The sequence below is a fragment of the Streptomyces humicola genome, from assembly GCF_024436035.1.
Classification (GTDB): Bacteria; Actinomycetota; Actinomycetes; order Streptomycetales; family Streptomycetaceae; genus Streptantibioticus_B; species Streptantibioticus_B humicola.
Window position 1 is genome coordinate 234,382 of record NZ_JANFNG010000004.1, and the last position, 16,737, is coordinate 251,118.

At 69.7% G+C, this 16,737-nt stretch carries 16 protein-coding genes and 1 pseudogene; 7 read left to right on the plus strand and 10 right to left on the minus strand.

Annotation, left to right across the window (positions count from 1 at the left end; genetic code table 11):
- The first annotated feature begins 11 nt into the window (after positions 1–11).
- Positions 12–269: a hypothetical protein gene (locus tag NGB36_RS08810; protein WP_255919585.1), complete on the plus strand. Its 258-nt coding sequence runs from the start codon at positions 12–14 to the stop codon at positions 267–269.
- 32 nt (positions 270–301) lie between these two features.
- The gene (locus NGB36_RS08815; RefSeq protein ID WP_255919586.1) at positions 302–1,483 is read left to right on the plus strand and encodes a thiolase C-terminal domain-containing protein; all 1,182 of its coding nucleotides are present in this window, start codon (positions 302–304) and stop codon (positions 1,481–1,483) included.
- A 6-nt stretch (positions 1,484–1,489) separates the two neighbouring features.
- Here NGB36_RS08815 and NGB36_RS08820 read toward each other — a convergent pair whose 3' ends face one another.
- Positions 1,490–1,900 carry a Zn-ribbon domain-containing OB-fold protein gene (locus tag NGB36_RS08820; RefSeq protein WP_255919587.1) on the minus strand — a complete coding sequence of 137 codons (411 nt, stop codon included), beginning with the start codon at positions 1,898–1,900 and terminating at the stop codon, positions 1,490–1,492.
- 36 nt (positions 1,901–1,936) lie between these two features.
- The gene (locus NGB36_RS08825) at positions 1,937–2,386 is read right to left on the minus strand and encodes a DoxX family membrane protein (RefSeq protein WP_255919588.1); all 450 of its coding nucleotides are present in this window, start codon (positions 2,384–2,386) and stop codon (positions 1,937–1,939) included.
- Between the two features lie 426 nt (positions 2,387–2,812).
- On the opposite strand from NGB36_RS08825, the gene NGB36_RS08830 reads away from it, so the two are divergent.
- The 3 genes from NGB36_RS08830 to NGB36_RS08840 all read left to right on the plus strand — a co-directional run bounded on the left by NGB36_RS08830 (position 2,813) and on the right by NGB36_RS08840 (position 6,627).
- Positions 2,813–5,026, plus strand: a complete 2,214-nt coding sequence (locus tag NGB36_RS08830) for an acetate--CoA ligase family protein (RefSeq protein ID WP_255919589.1) — start codon at positions 2,813–2,815, stop codon at positions 5,024–5,026.
- Between the two features lie 46 nt (positions 5,027–5,072).
- Positions 5,073–5,921 carry an enoyl-CoA hydratase/isomerase family protein gene (locus NGB36_RS08835; RefSeq protein ID WP_255919590.1) on the plus strand — a complete coding sequence of 283 codons (849 nt, stop codon included), beginning with the start codon at positions 5,073–5,075 and terminating at the stop codon, positions 5,919–5,921.
- Between the two features lie 64 nt (positions 5,922–5,985).
- A complete protein-coding gene (locus NGB36_RS08840; protein ID WP_255919591.1) occupies positions 5,986–6,627 on the plus strand; it encodes a flavin reductase family protein in 642 nt (213 codons plus the stop codon).
- A 16-nt stretch (positions 6,628–6,643) separates the two neighbouring features.
- Here the strand turns inward: NGB36_RS08840 and NGB36_RS08845 are convergent.
- A pseudogene (locus NGB36_RS08845) lies at positions 6,644–7,880 on the minus strand (MFS transporter).
- On the opposite strand from NGB36_RS08845, the gene NGB36_RS33715 reads away from it, so the two are divergent.
- The gene (locus tag NGB36_RS33715) at positions 7,771–8,052 is read left to right on the plus strand and encodes a hypothetical protein (RefSeq protein WP_372509396.1); all 282 of its coding nucleotides are present in this window, start codon (positions 7,771–7,773) and stop codon (positions 8,050–8,052) included. The pseudogene NGB36_RS08845 and the gene NGB36_RS33715 overlap by 110 nt on opposite strands.
- 44 nt (positions 8,053–8,096) lie before the next feature.
- Here NGB36_RS33715 and NGB36_RS08850 read toward each other — a convergent pair whose 3' ends face one another.
- The 5 genes from NGB36_RS08850 to NGB36_RS08870 are packed head-to-tail and all read right to left on the minus strand — an operon-like array spanning position 8,097 to position 13,560.
- Entirely contained in the window at positions 8,097–9,164 is a 1,068-nt protein-coding gene (locus NGB36_RS08850) for a Zn-dependent alcohol dehydrogenase (RefSeq protein ID WP_255919592.1), read from the minus strand.
- A 14-nt stretch (positions 9,165–9,178) separates the two neighbouring features.
- A complete protein-coding gene (locus tag NGB36_RS08855; protein WP_255919593.1) occupies positions 9,179–10,642 on the minus strand; it encodes an aldehyde dehydrogenase family protein in 1,464 nt (487 codons plus the stop codon).
- Positions 10,643–10,655: 13 nt separating this feature from the next.
- Positions 10,656–11,444: an SDR family oxidoreductase gene (locus tag NGB36_RS08860; RefSeq protein ID WP_255919653.1), complete on the minus strand. Its 789-nt coding sequence runs from the start codon at positions 11,442–11,444 to the stop codon at positions 10,656–10,658.
- A gap of 41 nt (positions 11,445–11,485) precedes the next feature.
- Entirely contained in the window at positions 11,486–12,622 is a 1,137-nt protein-coding gene (locus NGB36_RS08865; protein ID WP_255919594.1) for an acyl-CoA dehydrogenase family protein, read from the minus strand.
- A gap of 14 nt (positions 12,623–12,636) precedes the next feature.
- Complete coding sequence (locus NGB36_RS08870) at positions 12,637–13,560, minus strand: SDR family oxidoreductase (protein ID WP_255919595.1); 924 nt, start codon at positions 13,558–13,560, stop codon at positions 12,637–12,639.
- Between the two features lie 77 nt (positions 13,561–13,637).
- Here NGB36_RS08870 and NGB36_RS08875 point away from each other — a divergent pair, with 77 nt between their 5' ends.
- Positions 13,638–14,564 carry a cyclase family protein gene (locus NGB36_RS08875; RefSeq protein WP_255919596.1) on the plus strand — a complete coding sequence of 309 codons (927 nt, stop codon included), beginning with the start codon at positions 13,638–13,640 and terminating at the stop codon, positions 14,562–14,564.
- 216 nt (positions 14,565–14,780) lie between these two features.
- On the opposite strand, the gene NGB36_RS08880 is transcribed toward NGB36_RS08875, so the two are convergent.
- Both NGB36_RS08880 and NGB36_RS08885 read right to left on the minus strand, forming a co-directional pair.
- Positions 14,781–15,272: an ATP-binding protein gene (locus tag NGB36_RS08880; protein ID WP_255919597.1), complete on the minus strand. Its 492-nt coding sequence runs from the start codon at positions 15,270–15,272 to the stop codon at positions 14,781–14,783.
- 446 nt (positions 15,273–15,718) lie between these two features.
- The gene (locus tag NGB36_RS08885) at positions 15,719–16,735 is read right to left on the minus strand and encodes an acyl-CoA dehydrogenase family protein (protein ID WP_255919598.1); all 1,017 of its coding nucleotides are present in this window, start codon (positions 16,733–16,735) and stop codon (positions 15,719–15,721) included.
- Between the last annotated feature and the right edge of the window lie 2 nt (positions 16,736–16,737).

The window sequence follows — 16,737 nt, forward strand, 5'->3', positions numbered from 1 at the left end:
ATCATCGACCCATGGAAGAGAAGAAGCCCAGAAGTGCGGCGGTGCGCTGGTTGTCGCCGGGCGAGGACAGCTCGGCGACGCAGTTGCGCTGGACGGTGGGACTGTGGTCGGCACTGACGGCGCTTTGGATCAGCTGGCAGTTCTGGGGCGACGGATCGGCGCCGCGGCGGGGCCTGATCGCACTGCTCACGGTCATCTCGCTGATCCAGGCACTGGGCGCGCTCGGGCTGCTACGCAAGAAGCGCGGGGCGACACCGAGACGCAGGTGAACACCTCGACAAACTGATGTACCGTCAGATTCATGCCGAACGCCATACGCACCGCCCCGCGCAAGGTGGCCGTCGTCGGCGTGGCCCTCGCCGACTGCGGTCGGGTCGACGAGGCCACGCCCTACGCCCTGCACGCCCAGGCGGCGCGCCGCGCGCTTGCCGACTCGGGGCTGGACCGATCGGTCATCGACGGCTTCGGTTCGGCTGGTCTGGGCACCCTGGCGCCCGTGGAGGTCGCCGAATACCTCGGCCTGCGCCCCACATGGGTGGAATCGACGTCGGTCGGCGGTGCGACGTGGGAGGTCATGGCCGCCCACGCGGCGGACGCGATCGCCGCCGGGCGCGCCAACGCCGTGCTGCTCGTCTACGGCTCGACCGCACGTGCCGATCTAAAGGCCGGGCGCCGCACCGCGAACCTCTCGTTCGGCTCGCGCGGACCGCTCCAGTTCGAGGTGCCGTATGGGCACACCCTGGTCGCCAAGTACGCGATGGCCGCCCGCCGCCACATGCACGAGTACGGCACGACGCTCGAACAGCTCGCCGAGGTGGCCGTCCAGGCACGTGCCAACGCGGCCCGCAATCCCGAGGCGATGTACCGCACCCCCATCACTGTTGACGACGTGCTGTCCGGCCCATTGATCGCAGACCCGTTCACCAAGCTCCACTGCTGCATCCGTTCCGACGGCGGCTGCGCCGTGCTGCTCGCCGCGGAGGAGTACGTACCGGACGCAGCCACGACGCCCGTGTGGATCCTGGGCGCGGGTGAGCATCTCTCCCATGCCGCGATGTCGGAGTGGGACGACTTCACCGTCTCGCCTGCGGCGGTCTCGGGGCGTCTCGCCTTCGAGCGGGCCTGGGTGCGGCCCAGCGACGTCGACATCGCCGAGATCTACGACGCCTTCACCTACATGACCTTGGTGACCCTGGAGGACCTGGGCTTTTGCGAGAAGGGCGAGGGCGGCGCGTTCGTGGAGAAGGGCAGACTGCTGGCGGACGGCGAGCTGCCGGTCAACACCGACGGCGGCGGGCTCTCGGCCTGCCATCCGGGCATGCGGGGGCTGTTCCTGATCGTGGAGGCGGTGCGGCAACTGCGCGGCGACGCCGGCGAGCACCAGGTGCATACGGCCGGCGGTCGCACGCCCGAGCTTGCCGTGGCCTCCGGAACGGGCGGATGGTTCTGCTCCTCCGGCACGCTCGTCCTCGGCCGCGGCTGAACGCGGTCAGTCCGTGGGACGGAAAACGGGGACGGCCGGGGCACCGGCCTCGGCGCGGAAAAGCACCCGCAGGGGCATACCCACCCGAAGGTCGCTCCCGGCGCAATCGACGATCTCGGTCATCATGCGCGGCCCCTCGTCGAGGTCGACGACGGCGGCCACGTAGGGGACGCGGTCGCGATGCGGCGCCAGGTCGTTCAGGTGGACCACCGACCAGGTGTAGAGCGCTGCCCGGCCGCTCGCCTCCTCCCACGCGACGTCCTCGCTCCAGCACCGCGGACAGAATTCGCGGGGGTAGTGATGCGCGGCACCGCAGGCACCACAGCGGCGTATCAGCAGACGGCCGTCGGCGGCGGCGTCCCAGTACGGACGGGTGAACGCGTCGATGTCGGGCAGGTCGAAGCGCGCAGTGGGCATGGCGGATTCCTCCAGGGGGAGCGTCGCAGGTCCGATTCAGAAGAGCCCGAAGGCGGCATCGAGTGACCATGTCTGCCAGCTCATGGCGAAAAGGGCGACCAGCGATATCAGCGCCATCATTCCGTTCTGCCCCTGCTCGGCCCAGTCGTGGATCATGAGGACGAGATAGAGAAGGTTCAGCACGAGGCCGCCGACCAGGGCGATGGGCGTCAGCAAGCCAAGGGTCAGGCCAAGGCCGAGGGCGAGTTCGGCGTAGGCGACGACGTAGGCCATCACCTTGGGACGTGGCGCCACTACCGCCGCGAAACCGTTCTGCACAACGGGCCACCGGTGTTTGGCCGCCACATCGGCGGCCCACGCTATCCCCGAGCCCCGCTCGAACCAGGCCTTCTTGTCCTTGTGCCGCCAGCTCTCCAGCCACCACAGCCCGAGGCCTATCCGCAGGACGGCAAGCCACTGCGCTCCGGTGAGCCATGTCGTATGCATAGCGGGCCTCCCTGTTTCTGGCTGACGGTATGTCAGTTCAGCCGAGCCGGACGCTGCACCGCAAGACCTCGGGGCGGATCCGACGACTTCTGGTCAAAACCATTCACAAGCGGTCGACGGCGATACCCGGCGCGCCCTTGAGGATATTGATGGATGCGACACATGCTTCATGGGCGAACACCGGACAGCCGGGGGAGGGCGCGAGGCCATGCGGCTTCGGCGCGAGGCGTCGGAGCCCTGACCGGCGGGTCGGCCGGCCCACCCCCCTCCGCCGACCGACCCGCCCTCGATCGCCCCGCATCTCCCGAGACCTTCACCGCCGCAGGGCCTTTCATGCCAACCCCTGTTCCTGACTGCGCGTCAGTCTTAGAATCTGACTGAGCGTCAGTTCTTCTCTCCGAGGACCATCAGGAGCGGACGAGGACCATGCTTGGATCGACACACGGAACCCTCAGCACCGACCCACGTGCGGCCCGAGCCGTTGCCTGCAGCGAGCGGTGCGGCCCGGCCGTGCGCCACTCGACCGACTTCGACGTGGGCGGCCGTCCGCTGCACTCCCCCGTTCCCGACCTCGACCGGTTCTTCCGGCCGGAGTCGGTGGCCGTCATCGGCGCATCCGACAGCGAGGGGAGGCCGAACACCGGCATCACGCGGCAGCTCCTCGCCTGGTCCGAGCGCGTCGGTGCCCGGCTCTTCCCCGTCAATCCCGGACGCGAGAGCGTCTTCGCCATCCCCTGCCGCCCTCGTGTCGCAGACCTCCCGCATCCTGTCGATCTCGCCGTCGTTCTGGTATCCGACCCCCTTCCGGTGATCGAGGAACTCGCTGAGTCCAAAACCAAGTTCGCGGTCGTCTTCGCCTCCGGATTCGCCGAGACCGGTGCGGACGGCGCCGCCGCCCAGGAACGGCTCACCGACGCGGTCTCCCGGTCGGGCCTGCGGCTGCTGGGCCCGAACACCAACCTCAACGCCTTCGAGAAGTTCCGCGACGACCTCGACGGTCCCGCCATCGCCCTGATCACCCAGTCAGGCCACCAGGGCCGTCCCGTCTTCACGCTCCAGGAGCTCGGCATCCGCCTGAGCCACTGGGCCCCGACCGGCAATGAGGCCGACCTGGAGACGGCGGACTTCGTCAACTACTTTGCCGAGCAACCCGAGGTCGGCGCGATCGCCGCATATGTGGAAGGGCTCCGCGACGGCCGCTCGTTCACTCTCGCCGCCGACCGAGCGGCTCGTAAAAAGGTACCGATCGTGGCCGTCAAGGTCGGCAGGACCGAGACGGGGGCGCGCACGGCCGCCTCGCACACCGGCAAGCTCACCGGCTCGGACGCGGTCGCCGACGCAGCCTTCCGGCAGTTCGGCGTGATCCGGGTCGACGGACTCGACGAACTGCAGGACACGGCGGCTCTGCTTGCCAGGGCCCGCCCCCCGCAAGCCGACGGTGTCGTCGTCTACTCGATCTCCGGCGGCACGGGAGCGCACTTCGCCGACCTCGCAGCCACCGCAGGGCTCCGCCTCCCGGAGCTGCCGCAGTCGACCCAGGACGAGCTGCACCAGTGGATACCCCCCTATCTCAACGTCGTCAATCCGGTGGACAACGGGGGTCACCCCGTCGGCGACTGGCGCGGCCGCAAGATCATCGACGCGATCCTCGCCGATCCCTCCGTCGGCGTGCTGGTCTGCCCGATCACCGGCCCCTTCCCGCCGATGAGCGACAAGCTCGCGCAGGACCTGGCAGACGCGGCCGAGGAAACGGACAAGCTCGTGTGCGTCGTGTGGGGTTCGCCCGTGGGAACCGAGGACGCCTATCGCACCACCCTGCTCGGCTCCTCCCGGATCGCGACCTTCCGCACCTTCCGCAACTGCATCACGGCCGTCAAGGCCTATCTGGACCACCACCGCTTCGTCACCTCCTACCGCTCCCCCTTCGACGACGCTCCGCGCACGCCTTCCCCGTCCGCTCGAAAGGCCCGCGCCCTGACGCGCCCCGCCGGGCGGCTGAGTGAACACGCCGCCAAGCAGATGCTGCGGGCCTACGGGATCAGGGTGCCCCGCGAGCAACTGGTCAACAGCGCGGCCGGCGCCGTACGCGCGGCGGGCCTGGTCGGGTACCCGGTCGCGATGAAGGCATCGGGCCCGCAACTCGCCCACAAGACCGAACTCGGACTCGTCAAGTTGAACCTGACCTCTGCGAGCCAGGTGCGGGACGCCTATCGCGAGCTCACCGACATCGCTCGGTACGAGGACATCGACCTCGACGGCGTCCTTGTCTGCCAGATGGTCGAACAGGGCATGGAGATGTTCGTGGGCGTCACGCACGACCCCGTCTTCGGCCCGACCGTCACCCTCGGCCTCGGCGGCGTCCTCGTCGAGGTGCTGCGGGACACGGCCGTCCGTGTCCCTCCGTTCGGCGAGGGCGAGGTGCGGTGCATGCTCGGCGAACTGCGCGGGCGCGCGCTGCTCGACGGCGTGCGAGGAGCACCTCCGGCCGATACCGACGCCCTGGTCGATGTCGTGCTGCGTGTACAGCGTATGGCGATGGAGCTCGGCGACGACCTCACCGAACTCGACGTCAACCCCCTGATGGTGCTTCCACGCGGGCAGGGCGCCGTCGCGCTCGACGCGCTGGCGGTGTGCCGCTGAGCCGAGCCCGCGGGCCACCGCGAGCACGACCCTCCGAAGGACATCCATGGCCGACTCCCCCTCCAGTGCCCCCTCGAACTCCCCGGTCCCGCTGGGGAATTCCCTTGATTCACTTGTACTCCACGCCACTGACAACGCCGTCTCGTGGATCACGCTGAACCGCCCGGAGGCCCTCAACGCGCTCACCTGGGCGCAGCGGGAACGCGTGATAACGCTGCTGGACGAGGCATCCGCAGACCCGGGGATCCGCGCCGTCGTGATCGCCGCGAGGGGCCGCGCCTTCTGCGCGGGAGCCGACCTGAGCGGCGGGGCCGCGTCACAGGAGGCGCGTGTCGCGGGTGATGTGGCCCGTACGATCCGCCTCGGTGCTCAGCGCCTCATCGCTGCCGTCCAGGACTGCGAGAAGCCGGTGATCGCGGCGGTCAACGGGACGGCGGCCGGAATCGGGGCGCACCTCGCCTTCGCCTGCGATCTGGTCCTCGCGGCGGACAGCGCACGGTTCATCGAGGTGTTCGTCCGCCGCGGTCTTGTCCCCGACGGCGGCGGAACGTATCTGCTGCCGCGCCTGATCGGCCCCCAGCGCACGAAGGAACTGATGTTCTTCGGCGACGACCTCCCCGCCCCGGCGGCCGAACGCCTTGGCCTGGTGAACCGTGTCGTCCCCATCGGCGATCTGGAAAAAACCACCCGTACGTGGGCCGAACGTCTCGCCTGCAGCCCCACACGCGCGCTGGCACTGACGAAGCAGCTGATCAACTCATCTCTCGACGGCGGGCGAGCTGCCGCCTTCACCGCCGAATCCGCCGCCCAGGAGGTCAATATGACCACGGCGGACGCACAGGAAGGGGTCCGCAGCTTCATGGAGCGCCGCGCCCCGCGTTTCCGGGGCCGGTGACCTCGGAATTGCCCGCCTCCACACCCTTCCTACCTGACGTATCGTCAGTTTAAATGGATGCGTGATGGGACATGCAGAGATGGCGGTCGCCGCCGTCCGCTACCTCCGGTCGGTCGGCGCGGCGACCTCCGCTGCCCCCGTGGAAGCACTGCCTCCGCCGGAGCTGCGCGCGGTGCGCGAGAACGAACGCGCGCCGCTCGACACGGGTGAGTTCCGGCGCGTGCTCGGCCACTTCGCAAGCGGCGTCACGATTATCACCGCACCCGCCGCCGACTCGCACACGCCTCCGGCGGGCTTCGCCTGCCAGTCCTTTGCATCCCTCTCCCTGGAGCCGCCGCTCGTCGCCTTCATGGTGGCCCGCACCTCGACCAGCTGGCCGCGGATAGCGCAGGCCGGAGTCTTCTGCGTCAACATCCTCGGCGCCGACCAGGGCGAGTTGTGCCGTTCCTTCGCCGTGAGCGGCGCGGACAATCCGGATAAGTTCGCAGGCGTCGCGTGGAGCCCCGCCCCCGCAAGCGGCGCGCCGCGCCTGGCGGGCGTCCTGGCGTGGGTCGACTGCACCATCCACGCCGTCCACACCGGCGGCGACCACCTGATCGTCGTCGGCCGCGTGGACGCCCTGGGCACGACAGACACAGTGGAAGCGCCGTCCGAGCCCGCCCCATTGCTCTTCCACCGGGGCCGCTTCGGGCGGTTCACCCCGTGAGCGAACAAGCCGCCTCTCAGGCCGCGGCTGCAGGCGCCGCGATCCCTACGGTCCCAGGCCCTGCCCCTCGCCGACGGATCACCAGAGCCATCAACGCCGCTACGGCGCACAGTGCTCCCGAGCAGTACCAGGCGAGGTCGTAACTTCCGAAGGTGTCGCGCACCACGCCCGCCAGGAAGGCGACGAGCGCCGCACCGACCTGGTGGGAGGCGAGCACCCAGCCGAAGACGATGGGCCCGTCCTCGCCGAAGTGCGCCCGGCACAGCGCGAGCGTCGGCGGCACGGTGGCCACCCAGTCGAGGCCGTAGAAGATGATGAAGAACAGCATCGGCGGTTGCACGGTGGCGGCGAAGAGCATCGGCAGAAAGATCAGCGACAGGCCGCGCAGCGCGTAGTAGACGGCGAGCAGTCGGCGCGTGTCGAAGCGGTCGGTGAACCAGCCCGACGCGATCGTGCCCGCGATGTCGAAGACACCGATGACGGCGAGCAGGCTCGCAGCCGTCGTCTGCGGCATGCCGTGGTCACACGCGGCCGGGACGAAGTGCGTGCCGACCAGGCCGTTCGTCGAGGCCCCGCAGATGGCGAAGGTGCCGGCGAGCAGCCAGAACGGCTTGGTCCGCGCGGCGCTCAGCAGAGCCCGCACGGCCCGCACGGCCGCGCCCGACTGCCGGGGCGGTACGGGCACGGGGCGGGCCGGATCGGCCCCGTACGGCTGCAGGCCGATGTCCTGCGGGCGGTCGCGCAGCATCCACACCACGAGCGGTACGACGGCGAGAGCCGCGAAGGAGACCACGAGGGAGGCGGTGCGCCAGCCGTGACCGCTGATGATCGCGGAGACGAGGGGCAGGAAGACCAGTTGGCCGGCCGCACCGCCCGCCGTCAGCACGCCCGAGACGAGGCCGCGCCGCCCCACGAACCAGCGACTGGTGATGGTCCCCACAAAGGCCAGCGCCATCGATCCGGTGCCGAGGCCGACCAGGACACCCCAGCACAGCAGGAGTTGCCAGCTTGCCCTCCATGAAGACGGTCAGGCCGCTTCCGGCGCTGACGAGCAGCAGTGCGCAGGTGACCACTTTGCGGATGCCGAAACGATCCATCAGTGCGGCGGCGAAGGGCGAGGTCAGCCCGTAGAGCACCAGGTTGATGGAGACGGCTGAGCTGATGGTGGCGTCCGACCAGCCGAATTCCTTGTGCAGTGGGTCGATCATCACGCTGGGCACCGCGCGGAATCCGGCGGCGCCGACGAGCGTCAGAAAAACGACGACCGCGATCCACCAGGCGCGGTGGATGCGCGAGCGCCGCACGGCGGTCCGGGCGCGGACAGTGTTCTCGGTGCCTGTCGGCTCTGGGGATGTCTGCGTCACGCCGACCATCCTGTGTGAGCCGTTTGGCCGGAACGAGTGGCCCGAAGGCCAGGATACGTAAGGATCGGGCCACGAAGTCCGACTGCCCGGGGAGTAGGCGGTCCCTCAGAACGTCAGGACGGATCGCGCTACCCGGCCGTGGAGGGTGTCCTCGGCGGCCTTGTCGAAATCCTCGACCGGATAGGCCTTGGTGACCAGTTCGTCGAGGAGAAGGCGTCCCTCGCGGTACAGCTGCGCATAGAGCGCGATGTCGTGCTGCGGCCGCGAGGACCCGTAACGGCAACCGAGTATCGACTTGTCGAGATACATCGCCGAGACGAGAAAGGACGCCTCGGCCGTGGCCGGCGGCACGCCGAGCAGCACCGCCTGGCCGTGCCGGTCGAGCAGGTCGATGGCCTGGCGTATCAGCGTGACACGCCCGACGCACTCGAACGAATGATCGGCGCCGTGCGGCAGCAGTCGGCGGACGGCGGACACGGCGTCGTCGACCGCGGACGCATCGACGAAGTCGGTGGCGCCGAACAGGCGCGCCGCCGCTTCCTTCGCCGGGTTGGCGTCGACGGCAACGATCCGCAGCGCGCCGGCGATCCGTGCGCCCTGGATGACGTTGAGGCCGATACCGCCCGCGCCGATGACCACGACGGAATCACCGCGCTCGACGCGGGCACGGTTGAGCACCGCGCCGACGCCGGTCACGACTCCGCAGCCAATGAGCGCGGCGGACGTGAAAGGTATGTCGCTGGGGATGGGGACCGCTTGCACCGCCTTGACGATCGTACGTTCCGCGAAGGCGGAGTTGGAGGCGAACGAGTAGAGCGTTTCACCCGCACGCGTGAACGGTTGTCCGGGGCGGCCGATGGCTTTGCGGCACATGGTGGGGCGGCCACGATCGCAGTCGGCGCATGTTCCGCAGTTGGCGAGGGTGGACAGGGCAACGTGGTCGCCGGGAGCCACATGGGTCACGCCGGCGCCGGCCGACTCGACGATGCCCGCTCCCTCGTGGCCGAGAACGACGGGGACCGGGAAGGGAATCGTTCCGTCGACGACGGACAGGTCGCTGTGGCACAGGCCGGCGGCCTGGATGCGCACGCGGACCTCGCCCGGTCCGGGTTGACGCACGTCCAGGTCGTCGACGACGTGCGTCTGCTTGCCGTCGAAGATGACGCCTCTCATGTCTCACTGCCCCCTCAGGAAGGCCAGACGACGGACTGGAGTTCGCTGTACGCGTGCAGGCCGAAGGAACCGCCGTCGCGTCCGACGCCGCTGTCCTTGAAGCCGCCGAAGGGGGTTTCCGGATGCCGCTGCACGGTGTTGATGCCGACGTTCCCGCTGCGCAGCCGTCCGGCAAGATTCCAGGCGCGGCCGGCGTCGCCGGAGAAGACGTAGTCGTAAAGGCCGTACGGCGTGCCGTTGGTGATCTCGACGGCCTCCTCTTCGGTGTCGAAGGAGAGCGCGACGACGACGGGCCCGAAGATCTCCTCCTGGGCGACGCCCATGCCGGGGCTTGCGTCGCTGACGAGCGTGGGCGCGACATAGAAGCCGGGCTTCAGGTCGGGGCGGACGCCACCTGTGACGATGCGGGCGCCCTGTTCGCGGGCGGATGCGATGTACGCCTCGACCCGGTCGCGTTGGGCAGCGCTGATCAGCGGGCCCACGACGGTGGACTTGTCCACAGGGTCACCGATTGTCAGTGCCCGCGCGTACTGTGAAAGGGAGTCGACGACCTTCTCGTACAGCGCGCGATGCACGAGCACACGGGTCGGCGCCGTGCAGATCTGCCCACTGTGGAATGCCCATGTCGAACCGACAGCGCTGACAGCCGAGTTGAGCGCCGCATCCGGCAGGTCCTCGAGGACGATGGCCGCACCCTTGCCGCCCAGTTCCATCAGGGTGCGTTTCATTGTCCGCCCGGCCGCCTGCGCTATCGCCTTACCAACCGAGGAGGAGCCAGTGAAACTGATCATGTCGACGCCGGGGTGTGCGACGAGGGCCTCGCCCGCGGTCGCACCGGATCCGGTCACCACGTTGAACACGCCGTCCGGCAGACCCGCCTCCTTGAGGATCTCACCGAGGAGGAGGCAGGTCAGCGGGTCCTGAGGCGCCGGCTTGGCGACCACGGTGTTGCCCGTCGCCAACGCCGGGGCGAGCTTGCCCGCCAGATTCACGATGGGGAAGTTGTAGGAGGTGATGCAACCGACGACGCCTACAGGGCGTCGCACGGCGGCCGCGCCGATCAGGCCGCCGGGCGCGAGGGGCGAGGCCTTCACGGGAACGGGCGCGAGGGGGATGGTGTCCGTCTCCGTGGCCCCGCGCGCATACCGGCGGAACCGCTCGGCGGCAGTGGGGAGCTGCATGGTGCCGGCCACCCGCATCGTCGCTCCGGTCTCTGCCTGCAGCAACGGTACGAGATCCGCGCTGCGCTCCGTCAGCAGCTCCGCGACCTGGTTGAGCAGGGCGGCGCGCTGTGCCGGGCTGGTCCTGCTCCAGTCCTCGTACGCGGCGCGGGCAGCCCGTACGGCGGCGTCCACGTCATCGGGGCTCGCCTCGGGGGCATGCCCGACGACCTCCTCGGTGGCCGGGTTGATGACCGGGTAGTGCCCCTGGGCCGGGTGCTGCCACCGGCCGTCGATCCAGTGCCCGTACCGCTTCATTCGACTGTGCCCTTCACGGGTGTTGGGAGGAGACCGATACGACTTCACCGGTCATGTAGGAGCTGTAACCGCTGGCGAGGAAGACGATGACGTTCGCGACCTCCCACGGCTCCGCGGCCCGGCCGAAGGCTTCGCGGGAAGTGAGTTCGACGAGCGTCTCGTCGCTGGTCACCTTGGCGAGATGGGGGTGCATGGCGAGGGATGGTGCGACGGCGTTGACACGGATGCCGTACGGGGCGGCCTCGATGGCGGCGCAGCGTGTCAGCGCCATGACGCCGGCTTTGGCGGCGGCGTAGTGGGCCTGTCCGGTCTGGGCACGCCAGCCCAGGACGGATGCGTTGTTGACGATCACACCCGTGCGGCGCTGCCGCATGTGCCGCAGGGCGGCGCGTGTGCATCGGAAGGTGCCGCCGAGTGTGACGTCGAGGACGCGGTGCCACTGTTCGTCGGTCATGTCGACGAGCTCGGCGGTGCCGCCGAGGCCGGCGTTGTTGACCAGCACGTCGATGCCGCCGAGTTCGGCGGTGACGGCGGTGAACAGCCGCCGCACGTCGTCCTCGACGGTCACGTCGCACGGAACGGCGACGGCCTTGACGCCCGTGGTGGCGGTGAGCTCCTCGGTGCATTCGGCGAGACGTCGCTCATGGCGGTCGCTGATGGCTACGGTGGCGCCCTCCTCGGCGCAGCGCTTGGCGGTGGCGAAGCCGATCCCGGTGCCCGCAGCGGCGGTCACCAGGACGGTCCGTCCTGCGAGGAGGCCGTGAGCCGGTTCGTAGGCGGGCCCGTCCCCAGCACTTCCCATGTGCCTGCCAGGGCGCCGCTCGGTGTGCTGGTCGTCGCCGGTCATCCGCGAGGCTCCTTCGGGAGCCCGAGGACGCGTTCCGCAATGATCGTGCGCTGGATCTCGTTGGAGCCGCCGTAGATCGTGTCGGCCCGGGAGAACAGGAAGCGGTGCTGAAGCTCGTCGAGGGCGTAGGGATCCTCGGGGGACCAGCGCTTCGGACCGGCCGTGGCAGCGGGGCCGCGGACGGCCATGGCGAGTTCGCCCAACCGCTGGTGCCAGGCTGCCCACAGCAGTTTGGACATGCTCGGCGCTGCGGGGTCGTCGGTGCCGAGGGTGCGCAGGGCGTTCCAGCGCATCGTCCGCAGCTGCGCCCACTGGTGGGTCAGCGCCGCCCGTACGACGGGATCGGTGCAGGCTCCGCTTGCGGTGGCCAGCTCGATGATCTCCGCCAGTTCCCGTTCGAAGCCGACCTGTTGGACCAGCGTGGAGACGCCGCGCTCGAAGCCGAGGAGGGACATGGCGACACGCCAGCCTGCGCCCTCAGGGCCGACGCGGTGCTCGACGCGGGCGCGTGCGCCGTCGAAGAAGACCTCGTTGAAATCGCTCGTCCCCGTCATCTGGCGGATCGGGCGGATCTGGATCCGGCCCGGCTGGTCCATGGGGACGAGCAGGAAGGAGAGCCCTTGGTGACGTATTGATTCCGGATCGGTGCGGGCGAGGACAAAGCACCAGTCGGCGTCCAGGGCGAGTGACGTCCAGATCTTCTGGCCGGTGATGCGGTAGACGTCGCCGTCGCGTGCCGCCGCCGTGCGCACACCGGCGAGGTCGGAGCCGGCGCCGGGCTCGCTGTAGCCCTGGCACCACAGCTCGTCACCGCGCGCGATGGGCGGCAGGAAGCGGTCGCACTGGGGGCCGGTGCCGTGCGCGAGGAGGGTCGGCGCGAGCAGGTTCTCGCCGATGTGCCCAGCGCGCGTCGGTGCTCCGGCGCGCGTGTACTCCTCGCCCCAGATGACCTGTTGGACGAGGGAGGCCTTCCGGTTGCCATAGTCGGCGTCCCAGCCGAGGCCTATCCACCCGGCTGCGCCCAACTCCCGTTCCCATGCGCGGGCGTCGCAGGCGTCGGACGCGTGCTCGGTGAGCCATGCCCGCGCCTCCGCGCGGAAGGCCTCGTCCTCGGGTCCGAATGCGAAATCCATCGCGGACCTCACCCTCAGCCCTGCACCGCGTCGGACGCGTTGGGACGGGCGCCGGCGACTGCCGCGTGGCGCATGGCCTCCAGTTGTTCGAGCATCGGCATCGGATCGACCCCGACGGTTCCGGGCAGGAAGTCGGCGATCCGTTCAGGCGTCCACGGCCCCTCCCCGTATGCGGCGCGCAGCTCGCGCGGCTGGGCCCACACCGCGATCTTGGGCCCGGCGACGGTGTACACCTGCCCCGTGATCCCCCGTGCCCGGTCGCTCAGCAGATAGGCGACGAGTGCGGCGACGTCCTCCGGCTCGCCGATCTCCTTCAGCTCCATCGGCACGTTCGCCGACATGCGGGTACGGGCGACGGGCGCGACGCAGTTCGCCGTGACCCCGTACTTGTGCAGGCCGAGGGCGGCGCTGCGCACCAGGGAGATGATCCCGCCCTTGGCTGAGGAGTAGTTGGCCTGCGAGACACTGCCCTGGTGGTTGCCGCTGGTGAATCCGATCAGCGTCCCCGAGCATTGTTTGCGCATGACCGCGGATGCCGCACGGAAGACGGTGAAGGTGCCCTTCAGGTGCGTTGCGATGACCGGGTCCCACTCCTCCTCGGTCATGTTGAACAGCATGCGTTCGCGCAGGATGCCGGCGACGCACACCACGCCGTCGATGCACCCGTACGCCTCCGTGGCGGCGTGCACGAGCCTGGCTCCGCCCGCCATGGTGGACACGTCGTCGGCCACGGCGACGGCTTCCCCGCCCGCCGCCTCGATCTCCTTGACCACACCGGCCGCGATCTCGCTGCTCGGATCCCCGCCGTCGACCGAGACGCCGTAGTCGCCGACCACGACCTTCGCGCCCTCCGCCGCGCAGGCGAGCGCGACGGCCCGGCCTATGCCGCGCCCGGCACCCGTGATCGCGATGACCTTGCCGGCCAGGAAGTCGGTCACGTCCCGCCCCTTCCATCGGTTTCTGACGGACCGTTAGATTCTAGCCCCGGGGGCGCCGGTAAGCGAGGGAGGAAGCGATGCCACTACCGCAGGAGTTCCACGACATCGCCAAGCGAGTCAACAACTGGGGGCGCTGGGGCGCCTCCGACGAGATCGGAACGCTCAACCTCATCACCGACGAGGCCGTGCGGTCCGCCGCGGCCGCGGTGCGCACCGGCCGCCGCTTCCCGCTCGCCCTCCCCCTCCAGCAGGATGGCATCCAGACGGGCGTGATCCCCGGTCGCGTCAACCCCTTGCACACCATGGTCGCCGTCAACCTCGAGATGTTCGGCTCCGGCACCGTCGCCACCAGTGACGACATCGTCACCACGGCGCTGCAGGCAGCCACCCACTGGGACGGTCTCACCCACGCATCGCACTCCGGCCGTATCTACAACGGCCGCCCCGCGGACTCCATCACCGCCCACGGCGGCTCCGAGTTCAGCGGAATGGAGAAGATCACAAACGTGCTCTCGCGCGGAGTGCTCCTCGACGTGGCCCGCGCGCTCGGCGCCGACCGCCTCCCCGTCGACCACGCGATCGGCCCCGACGACCTCGACGCCGCCGAGGAGTTGGCGAGCACACGGATACGCCCCGGCGACATCGTCCTGGTGCGGACCGGGCAGATGCGGCATTACCTCGCCGGCGACAAGCACTCGTACGGCTACCCCTCACCGGGACTTTCGATCCGCGCGCCCGAGTGGTTCCACACCCGCAATGTCGCCGCCGTCGCCAACGACACCCTCACCTTCGAGATCTTCCCGCCGGAGATCGAGAACCTGTGGATGCCGGTGCACGCCCTCCACCTCGTCGAGATGGGCATGCCACAAGGTCAGAACTGGAACCTCGAGGAGCTCGCCGCCGCATGCGCGGACGACGGGAAGTACGCATTCCTGCTCAGCGCGACCCCCGAGCCGTTCACCGGCGCGACCGGCAGCCCCGTCGCGCCCGTCGCGGTCAAGTAGCACCGCAACGCGACCCCCAGAAGCCAAGGGTGGCGGTGCGCCCATGCACACCCCGAGCTCGGCACCGCGTACCGCCACCCGGCTCCGGCGCTCTGGCCCTGGTCAGGCAGCCGGACGGTGACCCGCCATGTCGCCGAGAAGGCTCCCCAGAAGCCTCCTCGCCGTCCCCTCACAACGGATCCCCACTCCCTAGAGTGAGCAAACGGATACGGTACGTCAACACCTCAGCGAGATTTGGCGCGTTTTGTCCAACATGCCGCCCATCAGCGGCGCACCCTGTGACTTGGAGCGGTCCACCTCGCACCAGATGTGCTTACCGCTCCCCTCGCGCTGCCACCCCCAGCGGTCGGCGAGTCCATCGACCAGCTCCAGGCCGCGCCCGCCGGTGTCGTCGCCGCGCGCATGGCGCGGCGACGGCGGCCGGTCGCTGCTGTCGGCGACCTCGACCCGTACCGTTCCGGCGCCGCCCGGCACCGGCCCCGCCTCCGACGTCTCGGCGCCGGGAAAGAGCATTCGCAGCACGGCCGGACAACCGGTGTGCACCACGGCGTTGGTGACCAGTTCGGAGATCAGCAGGAGCAGCGTCTCGGCCAGCGGTTCGTCGGCCCCTATCCCCGAACCGGCGAGCCGGGACCGGGCCCATCTCCGGGCCCGGCTGACCTCGGCCGGGTCAGGAAGGACTTCCAACTGCACCTGAAGCACCTGCACCGCTCACACGCTCCGAACCGGCGGACACATCGCCTCGCGCCTCCGTGGCATCACGGATTGTGACACCGACGGAAAACAGCATGATTGACGTACAGTCACCGCAACAAGCGCTTCAGGCATATTCCAGCGCAACGAGGTATGCGTGCTGCATACTGTGCCGCGCTCACCACGGGGAGTGGAGGCGCGGAACGCGCAGCTCGAAGCACGTCCCCGGTCCGCGCAGACGAGCGGACCGGCTGCCACGTGAGCACCGGCACACTGCTTGCGCCCTTGAACCACTCGCACCCGAAGGAGCGTACCCGAGGCAGGCCTCGACTCCGTGCCGTGACGAGTCACACGTAGGACACAACCCGATATCAACGCTCGGTCACGCTTTATTCCTCGCAAATCAGGCATTTCCATCCACGCCTTGGAGGACCCGCTGACCGCACGCACGATTCGGGCCATTATGACAGCCCTGCAGCCAGAGCTTCCTCCGCTTCACGCGCCCCCATGAACCGCTCGACGCGCACCCACGCCCGCTTCAGATGCAGATGCACATCCGCCTCCCACGTGAAGCCCATGCCGCCGAACACCTGCAGGCAGTCACGGGCATTGCGCACCGCCGCCTCGTCGGCGAGCAGCTTGGCGGCCGCGGCCTCCTGCGGGTCGCCCGTGACCGCGGCGGCGTAGACGGCGGTCCGGCCCATTTCGGCACGCACCAACATGTCCGCACATAGATGCTTGACCGCCTGAAATGTCCCGATTGCTTGGCCGAACTGATGGCGTACGCCCGCGTATTCAACGGCCATCTCGACGGTACGGGCGGCGCTGCCGCACTGCTCGGCCGCCGTGAGCAGCGTGGCCTCCCGCCGGAAGCGCCCGACAGGCAGGCCCAGTACGCCGGCAATCGGGCCGCCGCCAGTCGGGCCGAGCGCGCCTGCCTCGCCGACCGCCACCCGGTGCAGCGGCGTCAACGGATCCACGGACCGCACCGGCCGTACCGCCCACTGCGCCGCCGCGGACGCAGCATCCGCGACGTCCGCGGCGTCCGCGGCGAGTACACGGAGCCGGACGCCCTCCTCCGTACCGACCAGGAGCGCGTCCGCCTGCGCCAGATACTCGACCATCGCAGTCCCGCCCACGCCGGGCTCGGCTACGGCCACCACCGCCTCGCCCTCCGCCGCCCCCTCCACGTGCCCCGCCGCGAGGTGAGTGGCCACGAGAGGCCCGGGCAGCAGGACGCGCCCCGCCTCCTCGAAGACGAGCACCGCCTCGGCCGTCCCGAGCCCCGCCCCGCCCGCATCCTCAGGCATCCGCAGGCTGAAGAACCCCGCCGCGCCGAGCTCGCGCCACAGGCCCCGGTCGACCACGCGGGCCCTGTCCACCGCCTCCCGCAGCCGCTCCCGCGGAAAGCGGCCCGCCAGCAGCTCACGCACCCCGGCCCGCAACGCCCGCTGATCATCCGTGAGTTGGAAATCCATCC

Excerpts from the sequence above, each read along its gene's own strand:
- NGB36_RS08810 (WP_255919585.1), top strand. The coding sequence starts at position 12 with ATGGAAGAGAAGAAGCCCAGAAGTGCGGCGGTGCGCTGGTTGTCGCCG.
- NGB36_RS08815 (WP_255919586.1), top strand. The coding sequence starts at position 302 with ATGCCGAACGCCATACGCACCGCCCCGCGCAAGGTGGCCGTCGTCGGC.
- NGB36_RS08820 (WP_255919587.1), bottom strand. The coding sequence starts at position 1,900 with ATGCCCACTGCGCGCTTCGACCTGCCCGACATCGACGCGTTCACCCGT.
- NGB36_RS08825 (WP_255919588.1), bottom strand. The coding sequence starts at position 2,386 with ATGCATACGACATGGCTCACCGGAGCGCAGTGGCTTGCCGTCCTGCGG.
- NGB36_RS08830 (WP_255919589.1), top strand. The coding sequence starts at position 2,813 with ATGCTTGGATCGACACACGGAACCCTCAGCACCGACCCACGTGCGGCC.
- NGB36_RS08835 (WP_255919590.1), top strand. The coding sequence starts at position 5,073 with ATGGCCGACTCCCCCTCCAGTGCCCCCTCGAACTCCCCGGTCCCGCTG.
- NGB36_RS08840 (WP_255919591.1), top strand. The coding sequence starts at position 5,986 with ATGGGACATGCAGAGATGGCGGTCGCCGCCGTCCGCTACCTCCGGTCG.
- NGB36_RS33715 (WP_372509396.1), top strand. The coding sequence starts at position 7,771 with ATGGAGACGGCTGAGCTGATGGTGGCGTCCGACCAGCCGAATTCCTTG.
- NGB36_RS08850 (WP_255919592.1), bottom strand. The coding sequence starts at position 9,164 with ATGAGAGGCGTCATCTTCGACGGCAAGCAGACGCACGTCGTCGACGAC.
- NGB36_RS08855 (WP_255919593.1), bottom strand. The coding sequence starts at position 10,642 with ATGAAGCGGTACGGGCACTGGATCGACGGCCGGTGGCAGCACCCGGCC.
- NGB36_RS08860 (WP_255919653.1), bottom strand. The coding sequence starts at position 11,444 with ATGGGAAGTGCTGGGGACGGGCCCGCCTACGAACCGGCTCACGGCCTC.
- NGB36_RS08865 (WP_255919594.1), bottom strand. The coding sequence starts at position 12,622 with ATGGATTTCGCATTCGGACCCGAGGACGAGGCCTTCCGCGCGGAGGCG.
- NGB36_RS08875 (WP_255919596.1), top strand. The coding sequence starts at position 13,638 with ATGCCACTACCGCAGGAGTTCCACGACATCGCCAAGCGAGTCAACAAC.
- NGB36_RS08885 (WP_255919598.1), bottom strand. The coding sequence starts at position 16,735 with ATGGATTTCCAACTCACGGATGATCAGCGGGCGTTGCGGGCCGGGGTG.